Genomic DNA, 25776 nt, shown 5'->3' with positions numbered 1-25776 from the left:
ATGTCAGATAAAATTGTTATAAGAGGCGCTAAAGAAAACAATTTAAAAAATATAAATTTAACAATTCCAAGAGATAAACTCATTGTTTTTACGGGACTTTCAGGTTCCGGTAAATCATCTCTTGCTTTTGATACTATATATGCAGAAGGACAAAGAAGGTATGTTGAAAGTTTGTCTGCATATGCAAGACAGTTTTTAGGGCAGACAAATAAACCAGATGTAGAGAGCATAGAAGGTTTAAGTCCTTCTATTTCTATCGATCAAAAGACAACAAACAGAAACCCTCGTTCTACCGTTGGAACGGTAACAGAAATATATGATTACTTCAGACTTTTATATGCAAGAATAGGTATACCTTACTGTCCAAAATGCGGGAAAAAAATAGAAAGTCAAAGTATAGATACTATTATTAAAGATATATTATCTCATGAAGAGGGTACAAGGGTTCAAATATTGGCTCCTGTAGTAAGAGGAGAAAAAGGAACTCATAAAAATTTAATAGAACATTTAAAAAAAGACGGTTATTTAAGAGCATTTATTGACGGGGAAATATTTGACCTAGATGACTCCATAAAACTTTCAAAAAATAAAAAACATAACATAAACGTTGTAATTGACAGGCTTAAAATAAGAGAAGGAATAAAATCAAGACTTAATGATTCTGTTGAAACGGCATTAAAACTTACTGATGGTTTAGTTGTATGTAAATTTAACGATGAAGATAAACTTTATTCGGAAAAGTTTGCATGTATGGATTGTGGAATTGCAATGGAAAAGTTTGAGCCAAGAAACTTCTCTTTTAATGCTCCTTTTGGGATGTGTATGGATTGTAATGGTATAGGGTATCATCAAACCATAGATCCAGACCTTGTTATTCCAAATAAAGATATTTCTATAAAAGAAGGAGCTCTTTCTAACTTTATAAGTTCAGATGACAGTACTTATTATTCTGTAATAATAAAAACATTGGTTGAGAAGTATAAATTTTCTATGGATAAACCTTTAAAAGAAGCAAGCGATGAATTTATGAATGCTCTTTTATATGGAGATAAAGGTAAAATTAAAATAGGATTTAATTCTCATTTTGGAGGATACAAAGAAAGAGAAGTAGAGTTTGAAGGAATAATAAACAATATTCAAAGAAGATATTTTGAAAGCAACAGTGAATATATAAAAGCGAAATTTGCTAAATTCTTGTCAAACATAACTTGTAGTTCATGTCACGGGAAAAGGCTTAATCCAAATTCTCTTGCAGTAAAGATAAACGGAGTAAACATAATTGGGCTTACGGAAATGTCAATAAAAGACTGTAAGAAATTTATTGATAATTTAACTTTAACGGAAAACGAAGCTAAGATTGCGGAACTTATTTTAAAAGAAATAAAATCAAGGCTGGGATTCTTAATAGATGTTGGACTTGATTATCTTACTTTAGACAGGGCTGCATCAACTTTATCAGGTGGTGAAAGCCAAAGAATAAGACTTGCTACACAAATTGGTTCAAAACTTACGGGAGTACTTTATGTTTTAGATGAGCCAAGTATTGGTCTTCATCAAAAGGATAATGATAAATTATTAAAAACACTTCGTGATTTAACGGATATTGGAAATACAGTAATAGTAGTAGAACATGATGAAGATACAATGCGTGAGTCGGATTATATAGTTGATATAGGTCCTGGAGCTGGAATTCATGGGGGAGAGGTTGTTGCAAGCGGTCCTCTTGAAGAAATTATTGATAATAAGAATTCAATAACGGCAGATTATCTTTCAGGAAGAAAGAAAATAGAGGTTCCAAAACAAAGACAAGAAGGAAACGGTCAGTATCTTGAAATAATAGGGGCAAAGGAAAATAACCTTAAAAATATTGATGTAAAAATAGAACTTGGTAAAATGACTTGTGTTACAGGTGTTTCAGGTTCAGGAAAAAGTACTCTTGTAAATGAAATACTGTTTAAATCTTTAAGGAAACAGCTTTTTGGTTCCCTTGAAAGACCGGGAAAACATAAGGAAGTAAAAGGGGCAGAGTATCTTGATAAGATAATAGACATAGACCAATCTCCGATAGGAAGAACGCCAAGGTCAAATCCTGCAACTTATACGGGAATGTTTGATATGATAAGAGATGTTTTTGCATCAACAAATGAAGCAAAAATGAGAGGTTATCAAAAAGGACGTTTTAGTTTTAATGTTAAAGGAGGAAGATGTGAGCATTGTAAGGGAGATGGAATAATAAAAATTGAAATGCACTTCTTACCTGATGTTTATGTTCCTTGTGAAGTTTGCGGTGGGAAAAGATATAACGATGAAACTTTACAGATAAAATATAAAGGGAAAACCATTGCTGATGTATTAGATATGAGTGTTGAAGAAGCTCTTGATTTCTTTGAAAATATCCCTTCAATTAAATCAAAAGTACAGACTCTTTATGATGTAGGGCTTGGTTATATAAAACTTGGACAGCCTTCTACAACTCTATCGGGAGGAGAGGCTCAAAGAATAAAACTTGCAACATATTTATCAAAACGTCAAACCGGAAAAACATTATATATTCTTGATGAACCTACGACAGGTCTTCATATGGAAGATGTAAAAAAACTTCTTGAAGTTCTTTATAGGTTAAGAGAAGGTGGAAATACTATTCTTATAATAGAGCATAATCTTGATGTTATAAAATGTGCAGATTATATAATTGATTTAGGTCCTGACGGAGGAGATAACGGAGGAGAAGTTATTGCAACAGGAACACCAGAAGAGGTTGCTAAAGTTAAAAATAGTTATACGGGACAATATCTAAAGAAAATATTAAAATAAAAGACTTTTAATAGAGTCTTTTTTATAAAAATAATGAATAATTTAATTATATATACTGTAATTTTGAATTTTTAAATAGTATAATTTAAAAAAGCAATGTAAATTTATGTGTTAAAGGAGAAGATATGAAAGCGACAATAATGTGCATAGGCGATGAAGTTTTATGTGGAGATGTATTAAACTCAAATGGTACTTTTTTTGCAAAAGAACTTACTGAAATAGGAATTGAAGTTGTTAAACATGTTGTTGTAAGTGATGACGAAGATATGGTAGAAGGCGCATTTATGGATGCGGTTAAATTAAGTGATGTTATCATTACAACAGGAGGTCTTGGCCCAACTTTGGACGATATGACAAAAGAAGCCATTGCAAAGGTTACAAACAGACCTTTGGAAGAAAATGAAGAAGCAAGAAAACACGTTGAAAGTTATTTTATCAGAAAAGGAAAAGATTATGTTTTAACACCTAATAATTATAGACAAGCATTATTTCCAAAAGGAGCAAAAATTTTAGATAACGACAGAGGAACTGCTCCGGGAGCGCTTCTAGAAATAGACGGTAAAATGATTATTATGCTTCCGGGACCACCAAGAGAAAATACAAATATGTATTATAAACATATTAAAGAATACTTAGTTAATAAATTAAATAAATTTTTTGCCGTAAAAGATTATATGACTTCAGGTATTGGTGAATCTGAAATAGAATATAGATTAAGAGATTTGCTTCCTGATATTGAAGGAGTAAACGTAAATACATACTTTAATGACAGCGGTGTAAAAGTTAAAGCCGTTTCAAAAGCTGATAACTTAAAGCATGCTGTTGAAAACTTGGACAAGGTAGATGAAATAATAACAAGTAACTTTAAAGAATATATTTATTCTGTTAAAGGAGAAACTCTTCCTCAAAAATTAATTGCAACATTAAAAGAAAAAGGACTTACTTTTTCTTGTGCAGAATCTTGTACGGGAGGTCTCCTTGCAAGCTATATTACAGAAATTGCAGGAGCAAGTGAAGTTTTTATGGGTAGTGCAGTTACATATACAAACGAAGTAAAACACTCACTTCTTGGTGTAAAAGAAGAAACTCTAAAACAATACGGTGCGGTAAGTGCAAACTGCGTAGAAGAAATGGTTTTGGGATGTGCCAAACGTTTTAATACTGATGTTGCAATTTCTATAAGCGGTATTGCAGGCCCGGGAGGAGGAAGTGAAGAGAAACCTGTAGGAACAGTTTATATGGGATTTTATTATAATGGAAAAGTCACTTCAAAACTTTACAACATAACAGGTGAAAGAAAGAGAGTTCAAACAAGAAGTGCATATTATGCAATTAATAATATATTAAAAATAATTGATGAAAATATTGACTAATTTTTAAAGTAATTGTATAATATGCAAGAACAAATGTTTGAAAGGACGTTGAGATATGAATCCAGATAAAGAAAAAGCCTTAGAGCTTGCAATGAAAAATATAGAAAGCAGTTTTGGTAAAGGTGCGATAATGAAGCTTGGTGATAAGCCGGCTGTTACCATTGATACCATTTCTACATCTTCAATTTCTCTTGATGCTGCCCTTGGAGTAGGAGGACTTCCAAGAGGAAGAATTATTGAAATATATGGACCTGAGTCTTCAGGTAAAACAACAGTAGCATTACACGTTGTTGCAGAAGCACAAAAAGCCGGTGGAGTTGCCGCTTTTATAGATGCTGAGCATGCTCTTGATCCTGTATATGCAGAAGCTCTTGGTGTTAATATAGATGAATTAATTGTTTCTCAGCCAGATACAGGAGAACAAGCTCTTGAAATAACAGAAGCACTTGTAAGAAGTTCTGCAATTGATGTTGTAGTTGTGGACTCTGTTGCTGCATTGGTTCCAAAAGCTGAAATCGAAGGAGATATGGGAGATAGTCATGTAGGTTTACAAGCAAGACTTATGTCTCAAGCTTTGAGAAAACTTGCGGGAGCAATAAATAAATCAAATACAACAGCTATATTTATAAATCAATTAAGAGAAAAAGTAGGGGTAATGTTTGGTAATCCTGAAGTTACACCAGGAGGTAGAGCTCTTAAATTCTATTCTTCAGTAAGACTTGAGGTAAGAAGAGTTGATTCAATAAAAAGCGGTCAAGACATTATAGGTAACAGAACAAAAGTTAAAGTCGTAAAAAATAAAGTTGCACCACCATTTAAAATTGCTGAATTTGATATTATGTATGGAAAAGGAATATCAAGAGAAGGCGATATAGTTGATATGGCGGCAAAATACGGTATTATCAAAAAGGCAGGGGCTTGGTATTCTTATCAAGATGAAAAAATAGGACAGGGTAGAGATAAGGCAAAACAATTCCTTAAAGATAATCCGGAAACTGCTAAGATTATAGAAAACTTAGTATTAGATGAAGTTCTTGGAAGAACTCATGAAGAAGAAAATATTGAAGAATAAAAAAAAGAACAGCTTAGCTGTTCTTTTTTTATCTTATTCATATAATTTATCTGAAAGTGTAGCACACATTACTGCTTTAATTGTATGCATTCTGTTTTCTGCTTCGTCAAATACTTTGGAATGTTTACTTCTGAATACTTCATCAGTTACTTCCATTTCTTTTAATCCATATTTTTCATAAACATCTTTTCCTATTTCAGTATTTAAGTCATGGAAAGAAGGTAGACAGTGTAAGAATATTACATTTTCATTTCCAGTCTTTTTAAGCATATCCATGTTAACTTGATAATCTTTTAAAAGATTGATTCTTTCTTCAAATTTATCTTCTTCACCCATTGATACCCAAATATCTGTATATATTGCATCGGCATCTTTAACGGCTTCATCAACATTATCTGTTATAAGAATTGTACTTCCGTTTTCTTTTGCGATTTCTTCCATTTCTTTTACTAGATTTTCATCAGGCCATAAAGATTTTGGGGCTGCCGCAGCAAAATTTATTCCAAGTTTTGCGCATCCTATTAGTAAAGAATTTGATACGTTATTTCTTGCATCTCCAACATAAGTAAGTTTCATGTCGTTGTTGTTGTCTTTATCTATGTTTTCATACATTGTAAGAACATCTGCAAGAAGTTGTGTTGGATGATATAAATCTGTTAGTCCATTCCAAACAGGAACCCCTGAATATTTGGCAAGGTCTTCAACTGTTTCTTGTTTAAAACCTCTGAACTCAATACCATCAAACATTCTGCCAAGAACTTTTGCTGTATCTTCCAAAGATTCTTTTTTACCCATTTGTGAATTTGTTAAAAATGTTGCATGAGCACCTTCATCATATGCTGCTGTTTCAAATGCACATCTTGTTCTTGTTGATGTTTTTTCAAAAAGTAAAACGATGTTTTTACCTCTTAGTAAATCACCGATTTCTCCTCTTTTTTTCTTTGCTTTAAGTTCTTTTGCCAAATCAAGTAAAAATTTGATTTCTTCTGTTGTATAGTCTCTAAGTGTTAAAAAACTTCTTCCTTTTAAATTAACGCTCATTTGTTCCTCCTAAAATTCTATGTCTTCTCTAACTAAAGGCATGCTCATACATCTTGGGCCGCCTCTTCCTCTTACAAGTTCGCTTCCTTCTATTGAAAGAACTTTAATACCATTTCTGTCAAGTATTTCGTTTGAAATTTCATTTCTGTTATATGTTATAACAACTCCAGGGGAAATGGCAAGTGTGTTTGTGCTGTCATTCCATTGTTCTCTGGCTGAAATAACACTGCTGCTGCCACCGCTTTTTATAAGTTTTACGCTTGGAAGATTTAAAGCCTTTGCAAGTGCAGTCTTTAAGTTTTCTTCTTGTTCGTATTTTAATGTGTTTTTTTCTCCTGCTGTTATACTTACCACTTCAATGTCTTTTAAAATATTAGGGAAGATTATGAATTTATCATAGTCTACCATTGTAAATACCGTATCAAGATGCATAAATGCTCTTTCATGTGGAATTTTTACGGCTAATACTTTCTTAACTCCACTACCTGAAGTTAAAAGATTTTGTGCAAGTCTATCTATTCCTTCAAGAGATGTTCTTTCTGAAAAACCTACAAGAACACATTCTTTACTTAAAATAAGAACGTCCCCGCCTTCAAGTGTCATTCTCTCTCTTTCGTTGTCAAAATATATAGGGGAACCTGAAAAATCAGGATGATATTTATAAATAAGCCTTATTATTAAACTTTCTCTTCTTCTGATATGAGTTCTCATTTTAGAAAAAGCAACACCGTTTTTTATTACAACCCCTACATCTCTCATGAAGTAAAGATTTGGTATTGGTTTAAAATAATAAGGGTATTTATCTTGCATATAATCAGATAATGTAACTCTGTTTGATTTTATTTCGCTTTCGCTAAGTCCTGCAATAACACATCTAATAAGCTCTTTATTATCAAGGCTTAATAAAAATTCTCTAAGTCCCATAACAGTTATATCGTCATATTGTACCTCTCTTAATACAATGTCAACAAGCTCTTCTTTTGCTTGTTTATTATTACTTATAACGTGAAGTAAACAATCTGTTACATATAATACTTCCGTTCCTGTTTGTCTTAGGATATTTGCGAAACCGTCATGTTCTTTTCTCATTCTGCTCATCCATGGGATGTCATCAAATAAAACTTCTTTTAGATCGTCAGGTGTAATTCTATCAAGTTCAAAGCCCGGTCTATGAAGTAATATTTTTTTTAACTTACCAATTTCATTGTTAATTAATAATTTATCCATAATAACCTACTTTTTTTATTTTTTTTTGATATAATAATATCTATACTGTAATATATTAACATATTATAACATGGTATTGAAACAAGATTGAAAAAATTTTATAAAACTTTATATAAAAGGAGTAATATTATGTTTCCCAAAATTAAAATAAACTTAGCAGGAATAAGGGAGAATACTTCAAAAGTATGTGAAAAATGTGCAAAGTACGATATTAATGTAACGGCTGTAACAAAGATGTTTTTGGCAGACGAAAATATTGCAGAATGTTTTGTTACAGGTGGAGCAAATGCATTTGGTGATTCCAGAATTGAAAATCTTAAAAAGTTAAGTTGTTTCAATATGCAAAAATGGATTATACGAATTCCTATGGAATGTGAAATAGAAGATGTTATCAGATATAGCGATGTATCTTTAAATAGTGAATTAAAAACAATAAGACTATTAAATAAAGAAGCATATAAACAAAATAAAGTACATAAAGTTATTTTAATGGTAGATCTTGGGGATTTAAGGGAAGGTTATTTTAGTACTGATGATTTATATAGTGATATAGATAAAATATTACAGCTTAAAAATATTGAGCTTTATGGAATAGGAACAAATCTTACTTGTTTTGGTGGTGTTATTCCAATACCTAATAATCTTTCAAAACTTGTTAAAATTAAAGAAAGAATCGAAGAAGATTTTGATATTGAGTTAAAAGTTGTTTCAGGAGGTAATTCAAGTTCTTATACTTTAGTTGAAAGTGGAGAGATGATAAGCGGAATAAATAATTTAAGACTTGGTGAAGTCATTTTGCTTGGGAATGAAACAAGTTATGGAAAACCTGTAGAGGGGCTTTATCATGATAACTTTATTTTAGAAGCTCAAATAGTGGAATTAAAAGAAAAACCTTCTGTTCCAATTGGAGAAATTGGTATGGATGCATTTGGGAATACTCCTGAATTTACGAATAAAGGAACAATGAGAAGAGCAATTGTTGCCATTGGAAGACAAGATGTAAAAACAGAGGGAATGCAGCCTGTTGATAGTGATATAGAAATTTTGGGAGCAAGCAGCGACCATACTATACTTGATTTAACAAATGCCGATAAGATGTATAAGCTTGGTGATGTAATATCTTTTAAACTTGATTATGGTGCAGCTCTTGCGGCAATGACAAGTAATTATGTTGAAAGAGAATATGTTCATTTTAAATCAAAATAAAAAAAGCACTGATTTCAGTGCTTTTTTTATATGAATTCCATCATTACAACATTTGCAAAATCCAGTCCTTTATATGTTAAAGAAAAATGATTGTTTTTTATTTGTACAAGTCCCATTTCTTTAAATTTATTTATTTTGTCTTTATATACATCCTCAAAATCTAAATTAAACTTTTTATTAAAATCATCTATGTCTAAGCCTTTTGTTTTTCTTAATGCTAGCATAATATAATCTCCAATTAATTCTTCATTTGTAAGTATATGTTCTTCTTTTATTGGAATAGTATCTTTTTTTATGTCTTCAATATAATCTTTTATATTTTCTTTATTTGTACTTCGTTTATTATCATTAAAGCTTGAAGCATTGCTCCCAAATCCTACATAATCATAAAAGTCCCAACATCTTAAATTATGTCTGCTTTCATATCCATCTTTTGCAAAGTTCGAAATTTCATATTGATTATATCCATATTCATTTAATTTTTGTATTAAATAATGATACATTTGTCTGTCTAAATTATCATTTTGCTCTATATTGTTGTTTGTATAATAATCGTAAAGCTTTGTACCTTTTTCCAATATAAGAGAATAGGTAGAAATATGTTCTGGATTAAGGGATAATACAAATTCTAAAGAATCAATAAAATTTATTAATTTTTCATTCGGTAGAGAAAACATTAAATCTACGTTTATATTGTTAAAGCCTTCTTCTCTTGAAAGGAGAAAAGCTTCTTTAAATTTCTCTACTGTGTGAATTCTTCCTATCTTTTTTAAAGTTTTATTATTTGCAGATTGTAATCCCATACTTAAGCGGTTAAAACCAAAATTTTTGTAATCTTGAAGTTTTTCTTTTGTTACACTTTCGGGATTAAGCTCTATTGTTATTTCAGCATTATCCTCAAAATTAAAATTTGATTTAATGATATTTATGATTTCACCTATATATTTGCTGTCTATATAACTAGGAGTTCCTCCGCCAAAATAAAGAGTAGAAATACTTCTACTCTTTAGCTGTTCCTTTTTTAAAAGAATTTCTTTACCTAATGCTTCATAATAATCTTTAATGTAGCTTTCGCTATTTGCATAAGAAGCAAAATCACAGTAATAACATTTATGTTTACAAAATGGTGTGTGTATATATATTGAAATATTATTCATCTAATTTAAGCACTGCCGTAAATGCATCTTGAGGTACTTCAACTTTACCAACTTGACGCATTTTCTTTTTCCCTTCTTTTTGTTTTTCAAGAAGTTTTCTTTTTCTTGAAATATCTCCGCCGTAACATTTCGCTAAAACGTCTTTTCTTAAAGCTCTAACGGTTTCTCTTGCGATGATTTTTCCGCCTATTGCTGCTTGAATAGGTATTTCAAACATTTGTCTTGGAATTTCTTCTTTAAGTTTTTTTACAATAAGTCTTCCTCTTGCTTGAGCTTTGTCACGGTGAACGATAAATGAAAGTGCATCTACCATTTCTCCGTTTAGAAGTATATCAAGTTTTACAAGGTCTGACTTTCTATAATCAAGTAGTTCATAATCAAGAGAAGCATATCCTTTTGTTCTTGATTTTAATGTATCAAAGAAATCGTAAATAATTTCATTTAAAGGCATTTCATATTTTAAGTTAACTCTGTTTTCATCAATGTAGTCCATTGTTTTGTAAATGCCTCTTTTATTTTGACAAATTTCCATAACAGCTCCAACATATTCACTTGGAAGCATTATATTGGCATCAACAAAAGGTTCTTCCATGTAACTTATTTCTTGAATTGGAGGAAGGTTTGTAGGGTTGTCTACTTTAAGTTCACTACCGTCTGTTTTTGTTACATGATATATAACGCTTGGAGTTGTTGTTACAATATCTATATTATATTCTCTGTCTATTCTTTGCTGTGTTACTTCTAAGTGTAAAAGTCCCAAAAATCCACATCTAAAACCAAATCCTAGTGCAACCGAAGTTTCAGGTTCATATAATAAAGAAGCATCATTTAATTTAAGTTTTCCTAAAGCTTCTTTTAAGTCCTCATATTTGCTTCCGTCAGCAGGATAGATACCGCAGTAAACCATTGGAGTAATGCTTTTATATCCAGGTAGCGGTTCACTTGCCATATTATCAGCATCCATTATTGTGTCTCCGACTCTGGTGTCTTCAACATTTTTAATGCTGGCACATACATATCCTACATCTCCGCTTTCCAGTTTTTTTACAGGAGTTAAAGTGCTTGTAAAAATTCCAACTTCTTCAACTTCAAATTCTTTTCCTGTTGCGTAAAATCTAATTTTTGTGCCTTTTTTTATTTTACCGTCAACTATTCTTGTACTTATAACAACCCCTTTATATTGATCATAATATGAGTCGAAAATAAGTCCTCTTAGTGGTTGTTTGTTGTTTTCTTTTGGAGATGGGATATCTTTTACTATTGCTTCCAAAACATCTTCTATATTTATTCCTTCTTTTGCTGAAATAAGAGGTGCTTCATCTGCAGGAAGACCAATATAGTCTTCAATTTCTCTTCTTGCCATTTCAGGATCGGCGCTTGGAAGGTCTATTTTATTTATTACAGGGATAATTTCAAGGTCATTTTCAAGAGCAAGGTATACATTTGCCATTGTTTGTGCTTGAATTCCTTGTGTAGCATCTACTATTAATATTGCACCCTCGCATGCAGCAAGAGAACGTGACACTTCATAAGTAAAGTCAACGTGTCCCGGTGTGTCTATAAGATTTAGATAATATTCTTCTCCGTCTTTTGCTTCATAAACAAGTCTTACAGCTTGAAGTTTAATTGTAATTCCTCTTTCTTGTTCAAGGTCCATTTTATCAAGAACTTGACTTGTCATATCTCTTTTGGCTATTAAGCCTGTTTTTTCTATTAATCTGTCTGCCAAGGTTGATTTACCATGGTCAATATGTGCAATAATGCAAAAATTTCTTGTTCTTTCTTGTTTACTTTTCATCTTTCACCTTATATTATTATAATAATGCTAATAAATTTTACCATAAAATAAACATAAGTAAAAGTATGATAAAAAAATATTATAAAAAATAAAAAAAACATTTGCATTATTGTAAAAAAAATAGTATACTTATTAGGCTACGAATATAGTAAAGAATATAAAATTATTTTTTATATAATAATTGGTCAAAAGGGGTGAAAGAAATGAAAGAAGGAATCCATCCAAACTATGGTAAATGCACAGTTACTTGCGCTTGTGGAAATACTTTTGAAACAGGTTCTGTAAAAGACGAAATCCGTGTGGAAATTTGTTCAAAATGTCATCCATTCTATACAGGAAAACAAAAACTTGTAGATACAGGCGGTAGAGTTGATAGATTTAAGAAAAGATACAATTTGGACTAAGTATAATATAGAAGGAGGCATATTCTTATGAAAAGGACTTTTCAACCAAACAATCATAAAAGAAAGAAAAATCATGGTTTCAGAAGCAGAATGTCTACTCCAGGCGGAAAAAATGTAATCAGAAATAGAAGAAGAAAAGGTAGAAAACAATTATCTGCTTAGATATTAACTGCTAGGGCTACTGTAAATGTAGCCTTTTTTTATATATGATAAGGGTAGATTATGCAAAGATTAAAAAACAGTATAGATTTTAAAAAAGTTTACAATAACCAAAAATCTTTTGCAAACAGACATTTGGTTTTATATATTTTAAAAACCGATAATGAAAGCAGGATAGGTTTTTCGGTAAGTAAAAAAGTTGGCAATGCAGTAACCAGAAATAAAATAAAAAGAAGACTTAGGGAAATTTCTAGGTTAAATGCATACCAAATAGAAGACGGCTATGATATAATATGCATTGTCAGAGTTAAAGCAAAAGATATTGATTATCAAACATTGAATAATTCATTTCTTCATTTGATTAAAAAACTTGGATTATTAAAGGTGAATGAAAATGGCTAAATTGATGACAAAACTGGTAATCTTCTATCAAAAATATTTATCTGGTTTAAAAAGACCGTGTTGTAAATATATACCGACATGTTCAAATTATGCCATTGAGGCTTATAAAAAACATGGTTTTTTTAAAGGCACTATATTAAGTGTGTACAGAGTTTTACGATGTAACCCTTTCTCAAAAGGGGGATACGACCCGGTACCGGAAAAATTTCTATAGGAGGAAAAAAGAAAAAACATGTCGTATTTATATATGTTATTTGGAAAGGTTTTACTGTTTCTATATAATTTTATAGGTAACTATGGCCTTGCAATTATTCTTTTTGCTGTATTTGCAAAAATCATTTTGCTTCCACTTACATACAAACAAATCAAATCAACACAAATTATGAAAGTTATCAATCCTGAAGTTATGAAAATTCAGGAGAAATACAAAAATGATAAAGCCAAACAAGGCGAAGAAATGTGGAAAGTTTACGAAAAATATAATTATAATCCAATGAGTGGTTGTCTTCCTTTGTTAATTCAATTTCCTATAATCATTGGTTTATTTGGTGTTATAAGACAACCAGAAGCATATGTTTTTACTGAGGGAATGACAAATATCTCTATGTCATTTTTCTGGTTAAAAGATATAAGTATATCTGCAATGGATATTGCTAGAACAACCGGATTTTCTCTTGATACTTTATATGCCCTAATTATTCCTATGATTACTACTTTAGCTACTTATATTCAAATGAAACAATCAATGGCTAACCAACCAAATGAAATGGGTGGCAGTATGCAAATGATGAATTTTGTTATGACATTAATGATAGGCTGGATGTCTTTAACATTCCCAGGAGCTCTTGCTATATACTGGGCAGCAACGACATTACTTGGTATTTTACAAACAGAAATTATGTATAAATTTATGCCTGTAACAGCTGAATCTTTACATGTAAAACCTATAAGTAATTATACGGAGGTATCTAATGGAAAGAAGAAAAAGCGCAATAGGAAAAGGTAAGACAATTGAAGATGCAATAAAAGATGCTCTTGAAAAACTTAATGCAACAAGCGAAGAAGTTGATACAAAAGTTTTAGAAATGCCTACTTCAGGTTTTATGGGAATAGGTGCAAAAAGTGCTAAGGTAGAAGTATTTTTAATTGAAAAATTTGATGAAATTGCAAAAGAATTCTTAGACAGTGTTTTAAATAAAATGGGTATTGAACATTCTATAAGCATTGATTATGATGAAGAAGATGAAAATATGTTTATTTCTCTTGATATAGAAAATACAGGTGTATTAATTGGAAAACATGGTCAAACATTAGATTCTTTACAATATTTAACAAGTCTTGTTGTAAATAAGAGTTCTGAAAATTATATTAGGGTAATTCTAGATATAAACAATTATAGAGAAAAAAGAAAAGAAACATTGGAAAATTTAGCAGATAAACTTGCTACTAAAGCCGTAAAAAGAAGAAAAAATGTTGAACTTGAACCAATGAATCCATATGAAAGAAGAATTATTCATTCATATCTTCAAGGCAGGGAACATATAACAACATATTCTGTTGATGAAGGTACAAACAGACATTTAATTATAGAATATACAGAATAAAAAAAGACCTTTTTGGTCTTTTTTTTGTTATTTATTTCTTCCTATTTATAAGGATATTTTCCTAAATTAAAGAAAATCATAACATTTTTAAAATTAAAGGGGAAATTGTACTTGTAAAACTTATTTGTTTTACAGTGTTTAGTATAATCGTATGCTATGATACTTTGTTGTTTTAATTGTGAAAAAAAAAGGAAAAAAATACACTTTTTTTATTAAAAAAAGATTAGAATATTAAATAATTTGTAATTTATCTTTTTAATAATATTTTTTTTGTAAAATAATAAAGTATTATTAAAAAAAGTATATAAAAAATAATTTTATTAATATTAATTCCTATCCACATTTCTTTCTCCTTTATAAATTATATTAACAAAAACTTAAATAAGAACAATTTGATTGATTTATTTTTTTTATCATAGTAAAATAGTAGATATCTTATATTAAATTTCAAAAATTTATATATTTATTTTTTATTCTTTTCATTTTCCCGGAGGTATTTATGAATAGTAGTGATTTATCAAAATTAAAAGTAGCAGAGCTTAAAGAAAAAGCCTGTGAATATGGTATTACCAAAACAAGTGGATTAAAAAAACAAGAAATTATTGATTTAATATTAGAAAAAATAAACGAAGAAGAAAATAAACGATATTCAAAACTTAAAGATCCAATTTCAAATAGTTTTAATATGGAAGGTGAAGTTCAAGTCTTACCTGAAGGTTTTGCTTTTTTACGTCCTAAGGATATGAAAAAGCCTGAAGATGCTGTTTATGTTGCTGCAAGTCAGGTTCAAAGGTTTAAAATTAAAACCGGAGATATTTTATCAGGAAAGGTAAGACCTCCAAAAGAAGGTGAAAAGTATTATGCTATGCTTTTCCTAGAAGGCGTAAACGGAAGAAAGACAAGTGATATTCTAAAAGAAGAAAAACAAAAACTTCAAAAAAATGATGAAAAAGATATGACTCTCTATTCAGAAGCTCATGAAGGGGTTTTGGATATTTTATCAGACGGTTATGGATTTTTAAGAACAAATAATTATCTTCAAGGTGAAAATGATATATATGTGGCTCCACAGCATATAAGAAAGTATAAACTTAAAGCAGGGGATTTGGTAAGAGGAAGAATAAGACTTTCGGGAGAAGGTGAAAAGTTCGATGCGCTATTATATGTAGAACAAGTAAATGGAAAAGCTCCTGAGAGTATTGTAGGAAGAAAAGATTTTGAAAAACTTGTACCTATTTTCCCTGACGAGCGAATAAATCTTGAAACAGAAAAAAATATTATTTCAACCAGATTGATAGATATTTTTTCTCCTATCGGAAAAGGACAAAGAGGACTTATAGTAGCAGCTCCAAAGGTAGGGAAAACCATCCTTCTTAAACAAATAGCAAAGGCAATAAGAGGAAATAACCCTGATATACATTTAATAGTTTTACTTATAGATGAACGTCCTGAAGAGGTAACTGATATACAACGTAGCATTGATTCTGACGTGGTTTATTCTACCTTTGATCAAAACCCTGCAAATCATATAAAAGCGGCTGAAATGGTCTTAGACAGAGCTAAAAGACTTGTTGAAATAGGTGAAGATGTTGTAATTTTAATGGATAGTATTACAAGATTTACAAGAGCAAATAACCTTGTTGTTCCATCTTCAGGAAGAACTTTATCTGGAGGACTTGATCCGGAAAGTCTTTATTATCCTAAGAAATTTTTTGGTGCGGCAAGAAATATAGAAAATGGCGGAAGTCTTACGATTTTAGCTACTGCATTGGTTGAAACGGGCAGTAGGATGGATGATGTTATTTTTGAAGAATTTAAAGGTACTGGGAATATGGAACTAGTACTTGATAAATCTCTTGCAAGAAGAAGGGTCTTTCCTGCAATTGATATCGTAAAATCAGGAGCGAGAAGGGAAGATCTTCTTTTAAGGGAAGATGAACTTAACTGTGCTAATATTTTAAGAAGAAACTCTATGGATAGTTTGGAACTTTCCGAAAGAGTAATTAACTTAATGAAAAAGACAAGAAACAACAAAGAATTTATTAATGTTTGTACTAAAAATATTTAATTGGTCAATCATATAAAATATTAGTATATTAAAAAAAATATGATATGTTTTCTAAATAAAATGTAGAATAAAAGACATAAAATGTTCTTAAAATTTTCACATTAAAAACAATATGATATCAATTTATAATAGTATACTAACAGAGTAAAAAGTTGAAAAACTTTTTCATAATTTCCCCTAAATGATATGTAAATAAATTTTCATATCATTCCCTCATTTTATCATAAAAAGCTCCTCAAAAGAGGAGCTTTTTAAATTGTTTATAATTTAGGATTTCCATAACATTTTCTGCAAACCGGAAGATAATTTTGATTGTCTCCAATTTGGATTTGTTTTCCTGAATAATTAGGTTTTCCATCTATTATTCTTAAATTCATTGTTGCTTTTTTATTACAAAACCAGCAAACTGTTTTAACTTCTTCTATTTTATCGGCATAAATAAGCAGGTTTAAACTTCCTTCAAATAAATTATTTTGAGAGTCATTTTTTAATCCATATACAATAACAGGTATATTCATATAATCTACTATTTGTGTTAAATCTAAAACATGTTGTCCTGTTAGAAATTGACCTTCATCAATTAAAATACAATGAATTTCTTTTTCCTGCATTTGAACAATTTGTTTAAAATCTGTTTTATCATTAAAAACAATAGCTTCTTTTTTCATTCCTATTCTAGATGCAACAAATCCTTTTCCATATCTATTATCAAGCTCAGAAGTAAATAATAGTACGTTTTTCTCTTGTTCTTCGTAATTATGAGCTATTTTTAATACTTCAATTGATTTTCCTGCATTCATTGTAGAATATCTAAAATATAATTGTGCCATATTAAATTTTTTCTCCAATATTGTTAAATATTTTATATTTTGTATAATCGAAGTCTTTTGATTTTTCGTTTATTTTATTTGCAAGACTGTTGTATTCTTTATCTATATCTAAATTATTTGTAGATAAAACAATACTTTCTTTTTCTATTGACATATCAATAATATTTTGAATGTATTTTTGATAATTTATATTATTTGCATCTTTAAATGTTCTTAAAAAATCATTGTTTGATGTAACAACTTCATTTTCACTATTTCTTTTTGTATAAAATATACTGTTTATTAGTCCATTTTTATATGCGACTATCAATTCTCCATCGTACCCATTTTTATCATACTTGCTCGTTTTAGCACTATAAGTATAATCAATATTAATATAACTTAACTTAATTGTACCTTCTTTTGCCAAATTAAGACCTTCGGCTAATAATTTTGAGTAGTCTGAAAATATTTCTTCAAAATTTTGATTTGTATTTTTTATTGAATCTTGGTTTTGAAGAACTTGTGTATTTAAAGAGTTAACATAAAATGTTATTTCATTGCTAATGTTTTCTTTGTTTATATACAAGTTTCCATCTTGATATATATAATTAAAGTCGATATTGGTAATAATTCTGTTTTTTACTGTTAATGCTATATAGGCAGCTTTTGATTCATTATCAAATTTAGATGAAAAAATATAGTATTCTCCGTCAATATATTTATGAGCAATATCGTTATCTTGTATTCTCCCGTTTTCATCATTAATTAAATTATTACAACCGGAAAAAAATGATACTAAAAAAACTATCATTAAAATTGATATAAGTTTTTTCATTTTATTACCTAAAAGAAATATACGTATCTTTCTTTACTTTCCAAAAACATTTCTTCATATTGCCCCATTATATCATTAGAGAAAAGTTCAATTGCATCTATTATTTCATCTGTATTTCTTAAAATTAAAGGGGTAGAGAGTGTATATTTTTTATTTACATAAACACCGGATACATCTAAAAATTCTACATCTTCTGGATTTTCTATTTTAATATTTTCTTTTTTTATATTGTCAAGTTCATTTTTAATAGCTTTTGCAAGAATTATTGAAGCATCTTTAGGTGCTAATTTTTTTAATGTATATTCTTTTGCAATATCTTTAAACAATTCTTCAAAAATGCTTTCACATTCACTTTTTGTGTAATTAAAGTCGTTTAATTCTTCTTCCCATAATGTATTTTTAAGCCAAAGTCCTAAAAAAACTTCAACAGGTAATAAAGATTTATCTTTCTTTGCAATATATATATTTACTCCGCTGCCATATCCTTCGTTTGATATATATGTTATTCTTTTTACTTTTAAATTTTTAGCTTTGATAAAAGCATTTACAATAAAATCCTTATTATTATCAATATTTTTTAATTCATTTAACATTCTTTTTCTCCTTATTAAAATAAATTAAATCTTATTATGGTAATTTATTATTTGATTTAAATATTTATCTGTAAGATACGCACTGGCAAGCTTATTTTTCCCTTTCATTTTTAGACCGTGAAAGTCACTGCCTCCGCTTATTAAAAGGTTATTTTTTATTGCTAAATCATAAAAGAACTTACGTTGTTTTTCAGAGTGTTTAGGATAAAATACCTCAATTCCCTCTATTCCATAGTTTAGAATTTCCTCAAAACTTTCCATGTCTTTTATTAATCCCGGATGAGCTAAAAAGCTTATACCTCCTGCATTTTTAATAAGATTAACAGCTTCTTTTATAGTAAGTTTTTCGTTTCTGATAAAACATGGAGAATCATCTCCTATATATTTTTCAAATGCTTCAGCAATATTTTTGACATAATGTTTTTGAAAAAGTTCTTTTGCTATATGAACTCTTCCAATTGCACTTTTAGGATTCTTTTCTTTTATTTCTTCATAATCAATGTTTATACCTTCAATTTCTTTCAGCTTTTCAACCATTCTTTTTGCTCTGGTTTTCCTTTTTTCTCTAAGAAATTTTAGTTTTTCGTTTAAAGCTTTATCTTCAGGATTAATATAGTATCCCAAAATATGCACGCTCTTATTGTCAAATGTTGTGGAAAGTTCAATTCCGTTTATTATGTTTACATCAGATGAAGAAGGAATGTTTTGTAAGGCTTTTGTTGTGTCATGGTCAGTTATTGCAATTGTTGTGACACCTCTTGCTTTACACATTTTTATAAGCTCTTCTACGGTATGCATACCGTCTGACATTATTGTATGGACATGTAAGTCAGCTTTATTCATATTAAGCCTCTTTTAGTAAATTATTTAATTCTTCTTCTGATAATGTATATTCCTTACCGCAGAAATGACATTTTAAAGTTATTTTATGATCTGTAGCAATAATATCCTCAAGTTCTTTTTTCCCAAGTGCAATTACAACTTTTTCAATTTTTTCTCTTGAGCAATTGCAATAATAAACGACATCTTGTTTGTCTGTTATTTCAATTTCTTCATCATCAAAAATTTCTTTAATAATATCTTCCGGAGTTTTACCTTCGCTTAAAAGTGTTGTCATATATTTTAAATGAGAAACTTTTTCTTCAAGATATTCAATATCTTTCTCTGTATTACCAGGAAGTAATTGTATTATAAGCCCGCCGGCATACATTATATCAAATTTTTCTTTATCAACTAGTACACCAAGAGATACTACACTTGGTGTTTGTTCACTCATTGCAAAATAGTAAGTATAATCTTGAGCAATTTCACCGCTTACAATATCTGTTTCTCCTACATATGGTTCTCTTAAACCAATATCTTTTATTACCCTTAAAGTTCCGTTACCAACAACTTTTTTTACGTCTAATTTCCCAAGTTCGTTTAAATATATATTTGTTTTGGGATTTATTATATCGCATTTAACTTGTCCTTTGTTGTTTGCTGTGCATGTTACTTTACCAATTTCTCCGTCACAGTTTAAAATTGTAGTAACTATGTCATCATTATTTTTCATTGTATATCCGATTAATGCAGTTGCCATTAAACTTCTACCTGCGCAAGCGGAAGCGTTAGGCATTGCCTCGTGTATTTGTCTCATTTTTTCTATTGTTTCTTTTGCAGAAATTACAAAAAATCTTATTGGTCTATTTTTTAAATTTCCTCTTATCATGTAGTCCATATAATCACCTCGTTAAATTTAGTATACTATTTTTATGGATTTTTTTCAAATTATCTTATATTTTGATAATGTAATTATTTGTGTTTTATATGAGATATAATGATATAATATATAGGTATATATTTCAATAAAAATATAAAATAGATTAAAAAAAGGTGGTTGTATGAAATTAATAGATTTACATTGTGATACTTTTTCTAAAATGTATTATGAAAATATTTTGGATTTTGACAATAATAATTTTCATATTGATTTAAATAAACTAAAAAAAGCGGATTCATTTATTCAAGTATTTGCATTATTCGATGAAAAAGATAAATCAGATTATAAAATTGATAATTATAAAAAGCTAATAAACTTTTCTCATAAAATGATAAAAGAAAATGAAGAAAAAATAAACTTTATAAAATCTATGATAGATATAAAAGATAATAAGCAGAATATCATACTTTCAAATGAAGATATGGGAAGTGTGGATAATAGTTTTGATAATATTAAATATTATTATGACTGTGGGATTAGAATGGCTGCTCTTACTTGGAATTATGAAAATTGTATAGGTTATCCTAATACAATGGATCAAAGTTTAGGGCTTAAAAAGTTTGGTAGGGAAGCTGTAGAATATATGAATGAACTTGGTATGATTGTAGATGTATCTCACTTAAATGACGGTGGATTTTATGATGTTTGTGATATAAGTAAATATCCTTTTATTGCTTCTCATTCTTGTGCCAGAAGTTTATGTAACAACTCACGAAATTTAACAGATGATATGATAAGAAAAATTGCAGATAAAGGGGGAATAATAGGAATAAATTTTTATAGCTTATTTTTAAGTGATATAGATGAAAATACTAAAAAAAGTTTATTTGCTCTTTTAAAGGCAAAAGATTATGATGCGTTGGATAAATTAATGTCAAATTTTGAAAGTAAAAACGAAGATATTGTAAGACATATTGAGTACATAAAAAATATTGGTGGAAGCGATGTTATTGCTCTTGGAAGTGATTTTGACGGTATAAGCTGTAAACTTGAAATGAAAGATTGTTCAGGTATGCCAACGCTTATTCCTATTCTTGAAAAAAGAGGTTTTAATATATATGAAATAGAAAAATTGTTTTATAGAAATGCACTTAGAGTTTTTAAAGATGTACTATAAAAAAAGAGGTTTTTTAAACCTCTTTTTTATAGCCAGTTTCTTGGATTTTGTAACGCACCGTTTGCATGAACTTCAAAGTGACAATGAGGTCCTGTTGAGTTTCCGGTACTTCCTCCATATGCTACTACTTGTCCTTTTTTTACTGTTTGTCCAACTGAAACAGCTGCTCTAGAATTATGTCCAAGTAAAATAACAACATGTTTTCCGTTTATCTTTCCTGCATCAATGGTTACTGATATTCCATATCCACCATTCCAGCCTGATTGTGTGATTTTTCCGCTTGCAGGAGCAATTACTTTATCACCAACGCTTAAAGCTATATCCATACCTGAATGTGTTTCATATCCATGATAAGGACAGTATCTGCTTCCTTGTTCACTTGTTACAGTATAATTTCCAGGTGTTGGCCATAAAAGCTTACTGCTTGAGCCGCTTGAAGAACCTCCTGAGCTGCTTGAGCCTCCACTTGAAGAACCTCCTGATGAACTTGAACCGTCATTTTTGTCGCTGTCATTTCCATCATAAACAGTATCTGTATCCTCAGCACTTTCTGCAGATAATTGATTACTATAGGCTTCTTGTTTTGCTTCAAGACTTTCTATTTCTTTCTTTAAGCTATTTATATCTCCATTTACATTTGTTAAGTCTGCGTTTTTAGCAACTTTAACCATGTTCATTGTTTCTTTGTTCTTTTCTAAATTTGAAACCAATGTATCAAGTTCTTCTTTATCAGATGCAACTTGCTTTGTCTTTGTGTTGATTTCATTTTCAACTTTTTCAAGTTCAGAAATAATATTTTGATCATAACTTACAAGAGATTGTACTGTTACAATTCTGCTAATTAAATCAGAAAAACTTGTTGAAGAAAATATTAATTCAAGATATCCTGTATTTCCGTACATATACATTGTTTCCATTCTTTCAGAAAACAAACCTTGATATTTTACTTTCTTTGCATTTGCTTCTTTTAAATCCTCTTGTAATGTTGCCAGTTGTTTTTCAAGACTTGTTTGTTTTTCTTCTTGTGCTTTGATTGTTGTTGTTAGTTCGCTTATAGCTGTTTCATAGTCGCTAATTTCTGTTATTAAGATATTTGCTGTATCTTCTTTTGAATTTAGCGTTCCTTTTTTGTTGTCGATTTGTTCTTCGACTTCATTTAGTTTTTCTTGTGTGGTTTTTGCACTTACATTATTTGGAAGAAATGTAACAGAAACTATCATTGATAAAATTAATACAAATGAAATAAATTTTTTTAACATTTTCCCCTCCGCTTTTAAAAGGCATTTTAAGAGGTAATGAATTTATTCAAAACCCCTTTTTATTTATATTTAAAATTTTAAATGTCTACGTAATTTAATGGATCAACTGCGTAACCGTTGCAATATACTGCAAAATGTAGGTGTGGTCCTGTTGAAATTCCGGTACTGCCGCTGTATGCAACTACTTGTCCTCTTGATACTTTTTGACCTGTAGATACAGCAAGTGAGCTGTTATGGGCAAGCAGAACCGTAATATGATCTCCGCCTATATTACCACAGTCTATTGATACGGCGTAACCATAACCACCATTCCAGCCTGAGTATGTAACAACTCCATTTCCAGGTGATAATACAGGTGTTCCTGTACTTACTCCAATATCAACTGCACCATGATTTGTACTGGCTCCTGCAGTAGGTTGATCTCTGTATCCAAAGTAACTTGTTATGTAATAATTTCCGGGAGTAGGCCACCCTAGAACACCTTTTCCTGTTCCGGAATTATAATTATTATTTGATGATGAACCGCTTTGTGCTGCTATTTCACTATCTAGTTCTGCTTTTTTTGCTTCAAGTTTTGAAATTTCAGCCTTTAGATCATCAATATCTCCATTAACATTTGTGAGTTCTGCATTTTTTGCAACCCTTAATGTATCTAAACTTTCTTTATTTTCTGTTAAGTCTGCAATGACTTTTTCTAACTCTTCTTTATTTTTTGCAATTTTCTCTGTTTTTGTGTTTATTTCATTTTCAACTTCTTGAAGTTCACTTACTATATTTTGATCATAGCTGACAAGTGATTTTACTGTTGATATTTTTCCTATTAAATCAGAAAAGCTTTTTGATGAGAAGATTAAGTCAAGATATCCTGTGTCTCCATACATATACATGACTTCCATTCTTTCTGAAAGTAAATCTTGATATTCTTTTCTTTTTTCTTTTGCTTCTCTAAGTTCTTTTTGCGATTTTTCTAATTCTTTTTCAATTTCTTCTTTATTTTTTTCTTGTTCATTAATTTTTTCTGTTAAATTAGAAATTTTTGTATCAAAGCTTTCAATTTGACTTTCTAAATCACTTGCGGTGCTTTCCTTGTCTTTCAAAGAATCTTTTTTTGTATCAAGTTGATTTTCAACTTCATTTAGTTGTTGCTTTTTAGTTTTGGCGTTTGTTATATTGGGAGAAAATACCAAAGTTGTAATAAATGCCATTACTAAAATTAAGGGGATTATCTTCTTTTGCATGTCTATCTCCTTTATACGTCTAAGAATTTCCTAATTGAGAATGCGCTTCCTGCCGCACCTATAATAATTCCATATACTATGAAAAGAATTGTAACTTCCCCCATGATAAATCCCGGAGGTGCTATACTGCTTCCTATTGGAAGCCCTGTTCCTCCACCTTGAATAAATCCTACTATATAGTAATAAATATTTCTTATAATTAAAATTGATATACTTGAACCTAGTAATCCAAGGATACTTCCCTCTATTAAGAATGGGAATCTTATAAACCAATCTGTAGCACCAACGTATTTCATAACGGTGATATCATTTCTTCTTGCATAAACAGTTAATTTAATTGTGTTGTAAATAATAAATATACTTACAATACTTAAAACTATAAAAATAACTATGCATACGATACTTGCCATATCGTTGAATTTAAGTAAATTATCAACAACTTCTTCACCGTAAACAACGTCTTTTACACCTTCAATATTTTTTGCATATTCATACATATCTTTTAGTCTTGTTGAATCTGTAACTTTAACTATATATGATGCTGGTAGAGGATTGTTTTTTCCCTCATATCCATTTAACAGATATGATTTATCCCCAAAGTCTTGTTTAAAATTTGTTAAAGCATCGTTCTTTGATTCATAAGTTACACTTTTACAAAGTTTACTGCTTTCAAGCTGAGTTTTTATTTGATTTAATTGTGTATCTGTTAAGTTATCATTAAGATAAACTTTTATTTCAAGGTTATCTTCAATACCTTGTGTCATATAGTTTAAGTTAAGAGCAAATACCAAAAATACACCGATTATAATAAGTGCGGCAACTACCGATAATATAGAAGCAACACTCATTAATGAATTTCTTTTTATATTTTGAAAGGAATCTCTTATAAAAACCTTTAAAGTTGATGGTTTAATGGCCGTATCCTCCTTTTCTGTCTCCAATTATTACTCCGTCTTTTAATGCTATAACTCTTCTTTGCATAGCATCAACGATGGTTTTATCATGTGTGGCAACAAGTAAAGTTGTACCTCTTTTATTAATATCATGAAGAAGTTTCATAATACCAATTGAGGTTTGTGGGTCTAAGTTTCCTGTAGGTTCATCACAAATAAGTATTTTAGGATTGTTTATAATACTTCTTGCAATTGCAACTCTTTGTTGTTCCCCACCTGATAATTGGTTGGGATATTTTCTAGCTTTATCTTTTAGTCCTACCATTCTAAGAACGTTTGGAACTCTTTTTTGTATTTTACTTTGTTTGTGTTGCATAACTTCCATTGCAAAAGCTACATTTTCATAAACTGTTCTGTTTTCAAGAAGTCTGTAATCTTGGAATACAACTCCAACATGACGTCTTAAGAATGGAACTTGTTTGCTTTTTAGTTTATTTAAATCGTAACCAGCAACTGTAATTTCGCCTGTTGTAGGTGCAATTTCTTTTAAAATTAATTTTATTAATGAAGATTTTCCTGCACCGCTCTTACCTATAACAAATATAAATTCACCTTTGTCAATGTTAATATTAACGTCTTTAAGAGCAGGATTTTCTCCTCCTTCATATATTAAAGATACGTCTTTTAAAGTAATCATGTTTACTCCTGTCCTGTTTTTTTGAATACCAAAAATACACATCTAATTTTTAAGAAATTTTATTAGATATTTATTAAAATATTATAGCATAATTTGTTACATTATCAATTAAATTGTCGAATTTTAATAATTTTACAGTGGTAATATATTCTATAAAAAAATTTAAAATGAAATAAAGTTGAAAAGTAAAAAAATTAAAGTGAATTAAAATTGAACTTAAAATTTTAAAATATTAATAAAATATT

The 25776-nt window shown here is 29.6% G+C and carries 25 protein-coding genes; 12 read left to right on the top strand and 13 right to left on the bottom strand.

Annotated elements, in window-relative coordinates:
* From uvrA to recA, 3 genes are all read left to right on the top strand, one after another.
* Positions 1 to 2814: an excinuclease ABC subunit UvrA gene (uvrA, locus tag ACTQYZ_RS05200; protein ID WP_441416151.1), complete on the top strand. Its 2814-nt coding sequence runs from the start codon at positions 1 to 3 to the stop codon at positions 2812 to 2814.
* Positions 2815 to 2939: 125 nt separating this feature from the next.
* Positions 2940 to 4187, top strand: coding sequence for a competence/damage-inducible protein A (locus ACTQYZ_RS05195; RefSeq protein ID WP_441416150.1), 1248 nt, complete (start codon positions 2940 to 2942; stop codon positions 4185 to 4187).
* A gap of 55 nt (positions 4188 to 4242) precedes the next feature.
* Entirely contained in the window at positions 4243 to 5259 is a 1017-nt protein-coding gene (gene recA, locus ACTQYZ_RS05190; RefSeq protein ID WP_441023345.1) for a recombinase RecA, read from the top strand.
* Between the two features lie 33 nt (positions 5260 to 5292).
* Here recA and argF read toward each other — a convergent pair whose 3' ends face one another.
* Together argF and ACTQYZ_RS05180 are read right to left on the bottom strand one after the other, a co-directional pair.
* Entirely contained in the window at positions 5293 to 6300 is a 1008-nt protein-coding gene (argF, locus tag ACTQYZ_RS05185) for an ornithine carbamoyltransferase (protein ID WP_441023343.1), read from the bottom strand.
* Between the two features lie 9 nt (positions 6301 to 6309).
* Positions 6310 to 7527, bottom strand: coding sequence for an arginine deiminase (locus ACTQYZ_RS05180; protein WP_441023341.1), 1218 nt, complete (start codon positions 7525 to 7527; stop codon positions 6310 to 6312).
* Positions 7528 to 7656: 129 nt separating this feature from the next.
* On the opposite strand from ACTQYZ_RS05180, the gene orr reads away from it, so the two are divergent.
* Complete coding sequence (gene orr, locus ACTQYZ_RS05175) at positions 7657 to 8733, top strand: ornithine racemase Orr (protein WP_441416149.1); 1077 nt, start codon at positions 7657 to 7659, stop codon at positions 8731 to 8733.
* A gap of 26 nt (positions 8734 to 8759) precedes the next feature.
* Here orr and hemW read toward each other — a convergent pair whose 3' ends face one another.
* Together hemW and lepA are read right to left on the bottom strand one after the other, a co-directional pair.
* The gene (gene hemW, locus ACTQYZ_RS05170) at positions 8760 to 9890 is read right to left on the bottom strand and encodes a radical SAM family heme chaperone HemW (RefSeq protein ID WP_441023337.1); all 1131 of its coding nucleotides are present in this window, start codon (positions 9888 to 9890) and stop codon (positions 8760 to 8762) included.
* On the bottom strand, positions 9883 to 11688 hold the full coding sequence (gene lepA / locus ACTQYZ_RS05165; RefSeq protein WP_441416148.1) for a translation elongation factor 4: 1806 nt from the start codon (positions 11686 to 11688) through the stop codon (positions 9883 to 9885). Before lepA ends, hemW begins: the two co-directional genes overlap by 8 nt.
* Positions 11689 to 11891: 203 nt before the next feature.
* On the opposite strand from lepA, the gene rpmE reads away from it, so the two are divergent.
* The 7 genes from rpmE (at position 11892) to rho (ending at position 16325) form a co-directional block, all read left to right on the top strand.
* On the top strand, positions 11892 to 12092 hold the full coding sequence (gene rpmE, locus ACTQYZ_RS05160) for a 50S ribosomal protein L31 (protein WP_138268556.1): 201 nt from the start codon (positions 11892 to 11894) through the stop codon (positions 12090 to 12092).
* Positions 12093 to 12119: 27 nt separating this feature from the next.
* A complete protein-coding gene (gene rpmH / locus ACTQYZ_RS05155) occupies positions 12120 to 12254 on the top strand; it encodes a 50S ribosomal protein L34 (protein WP_138268555.1) in 135 nt (44 codons plus the stop codon).
* A 60-nt stretch (positions 12255 to 12314) separates the two neighbouring features.
* Positions 12315 to 12653, top strand: a complete 339-nt coding sequence (gene rnpA / locus ACTQYZ_RS05150) for a ribonuclease P protein component (protein ID WP_441023332.1) — start codon at positions 12315 to 12317, stop codon at positions 12651 to 12653.
* A complete protein-coding gene (gene yidD, locus ACTQYZ_RS05145; protein WP_138268553.1) occupies positions 12646 to 12867 on the top strand; it encodes a membrane protein insertion efficiency factor YidD in 222 nt (73 codons plus the stop codon). Before rnpA ends, yidD begins: the two co-directional genes overlap by 8 nt.
* Before the next feature lie 18 nt (positions 12868 to 12885).
* The gene (locus tag ACTQYZ_RS05140; protein WP_441416147.1) at positions 12886 to 13659 is read left to right on the top strand and encodes a YidC/Oxa1 family membrane protein insertase; all 774 of its coding nucleotides are present in this window, start codon (positions 12886 to 12888) and stop codon (positions 13657 to 13659) included.
* Positions 13625 to 14257: an RNA-binding cell elongation regulator Jag/EloR gene (gene jag, locus ACTQYZ_RS05135; protein ID WP_441023328.1), complete on the top strand. Its 633-nt coding sequence runs from the start codon at positions 13625 to 13627 to the stop codon at positions 14255 to 14257. Before ACTQYZ_RS05140 ends, jag begins: the two co-directional genes overlap by 35 nt.
* 499 nt (positions 14258 to 14756) lie before the next feature.
* The gene (gene rho / locus ACTQYZ_RS05130) at positions 14757 to 16325 is read left to right on the top strand and encodes a transcription termination factor Rho (RefSeq protein ID WP_441023325.1); all 1569 of its coding nucleotides are present in this window, start codon (positions 14757 to 14759) and stop codon (positions 16323 to 16325) included.
* Positions 16326 to 16585: 260 nt separating this feature from the next.
* Here the strand turns inward: rho and ACTQYZ_RS05125 are convergent, their stop codons facing one another.
* Genes ACTQYZ_RS05125 through hslO form a run of 5 tightly spaced genes read right to left on the bottom strand, consistent with a single transcriptional unit; the run spans position 16586 to position 20285 of the window.
* Positions 16586 to 17155 carry a thymidine kinase gene (locus tag ACTQYZ_RS05125; RefSeq protein WP_441023323.1) on the bottom strand — a complete coding sequence of 190 codons (570 nt, stop codon included), beginning with the start codon at positions 17153 to 17155 and terminating at the stop codon, positions 16586 to 16588.
* 1 nt (position 17156) lies between these two features.
* Positions 17157 to 17972 (bottom strand): hypothetical protein, encoded by an 816-nt coding sequence (locus ACTQYZ_RS05120; RefSeq protein WP_441416146.1) that lies wholly within the window; start codon positions 17970 to 17972, stop codon positions 17157 to 17159.
* Positions 17973 to 17980: 8 nt separating this feature from the next.
* On the bottom strand, positions 17981 to 18565 hold the full coding sequence (locus ACTQYZ_RS05115; protein WP_441416145.1) for a hypothetical protein: 585 nt from the start codon (positions 18563 to 18565) through the stop codon (positions 17981 to 17983).
* 24 nt (positions 18566 to 18589) lie between these two features.
* Positions 18590 to 19408, bottom strand: coding sequence for a PHP domain-containing protein (locus ACTQYZ_RS05110; RefSeq protein WP_441023317.1), 819 nt, complete (start codon positions 19406 to 19408; stop codon positions 18590 to 18592).
* A 1-nt stretch (position 19409) separates the two neighbouring features.
* Entirely contained in the window at positions 19410 to 20285 is an 876-nt protein-coding gene (gene hslO / locus ACTQYZ_RS05105; RefSeq protein ID WP_441023315.1) for an Hsp33 family molecular chaperone HslO, read from the bottom strand.
* A gap of 163 nt (positions 20286 to 20448) precedes the next feature.
* On the opposite strand from hslO, the gene ACTQYZ_RS05100 reads away from it, so the two are divergent.
* Positions 20449 to 21444 carry a dipeptidase gene (locus tag ACTQYZ_RS05100; protein ID WP_441023313.1) on the top strand — a complete coding sequence of 332 codons (996 nt, stop codon included), beginning with the start codon at positions 20449 to 20451 and terminating at the stop codon, positions 21442 to 21444.
* A gap of 26 nt (positions 21445 to 21470) precedes the next feature.
* Here ACTQYZ_RS05100 and ACTQYZ_RS05095 read toward each other — a convergent pair whose 3' ends face one another.
* From ACTQYZ_RS05095 to ftsE, 4 genes are all read right to left on the bottom strand, one after another.
* A complete protein-coding gene (locus ACTQYZ_RS05095; RefSeq protein WP_441023311.1) occupies positions 21471 to 22703 on the bottom strand; it encodes a murein hydrolase activator EnvC family protein in 1233 nt (410 codons plus the stop codon).
* A gap of 77 nt (positions 22704 to 22780) precedes the next feature.
* The gene (locus tag ACTQYZ_RS05090) at positions 22781 to 23941 is read right to left on the bottom strand and encodes a murein hydrolase activator EnvC family protein (RefSeq protein ID WP_441023310.1); all 1161 of its coding nucleotides are present in this window, start codon (positions 23939 to 23941) and stop codon (positions 22781 to 22783) included.
* A gap of 11 nt (positions 23942 to 23952) precedes the next feature.
* Positions 23953 to 24882: a permease-like cell division protein FtsX gene (ftsX, locus tag ACTQYZ_RS05085; protein WP_441416144.1), complete on the bottom strand. Its 930-nt coding sequence runs from the start codon at positions 24880 to 24882 to the stop codon at positions 23953 to 23955.
* Complete coding sequence (gene ftsE / locus ACTQYZ_RS05080; RefSeq protein WP_441023306.1) at positions 24851 to 25531, bottom strand: cell division ATP-binding protein FtsE; 681 nt, start codon at positions 25529 to 25531, stop codon at positions 24851 to 24853. Before ftsE ends, ftsX begins: the two co-directional genes overlap by 32 nt.
* Positions 25532 to 25776 lie beyond the last annotated feature (245 nt).

This window comes from Anaerofustis sp. LCP19S3_F7 (genome assembly GCF_052119445.1).
GTDB lineage: Bacteria > Bacillota > Clostridia > Eubacteriales > Anaerofustaceae > Anaerofustis > Anaerofustis butyriciformans.
The sequence above is the reverse complement of the archived record's forward strand: the minus strand, read 5'-3'. Positions and strand labels throughout refer to the sequence as shown.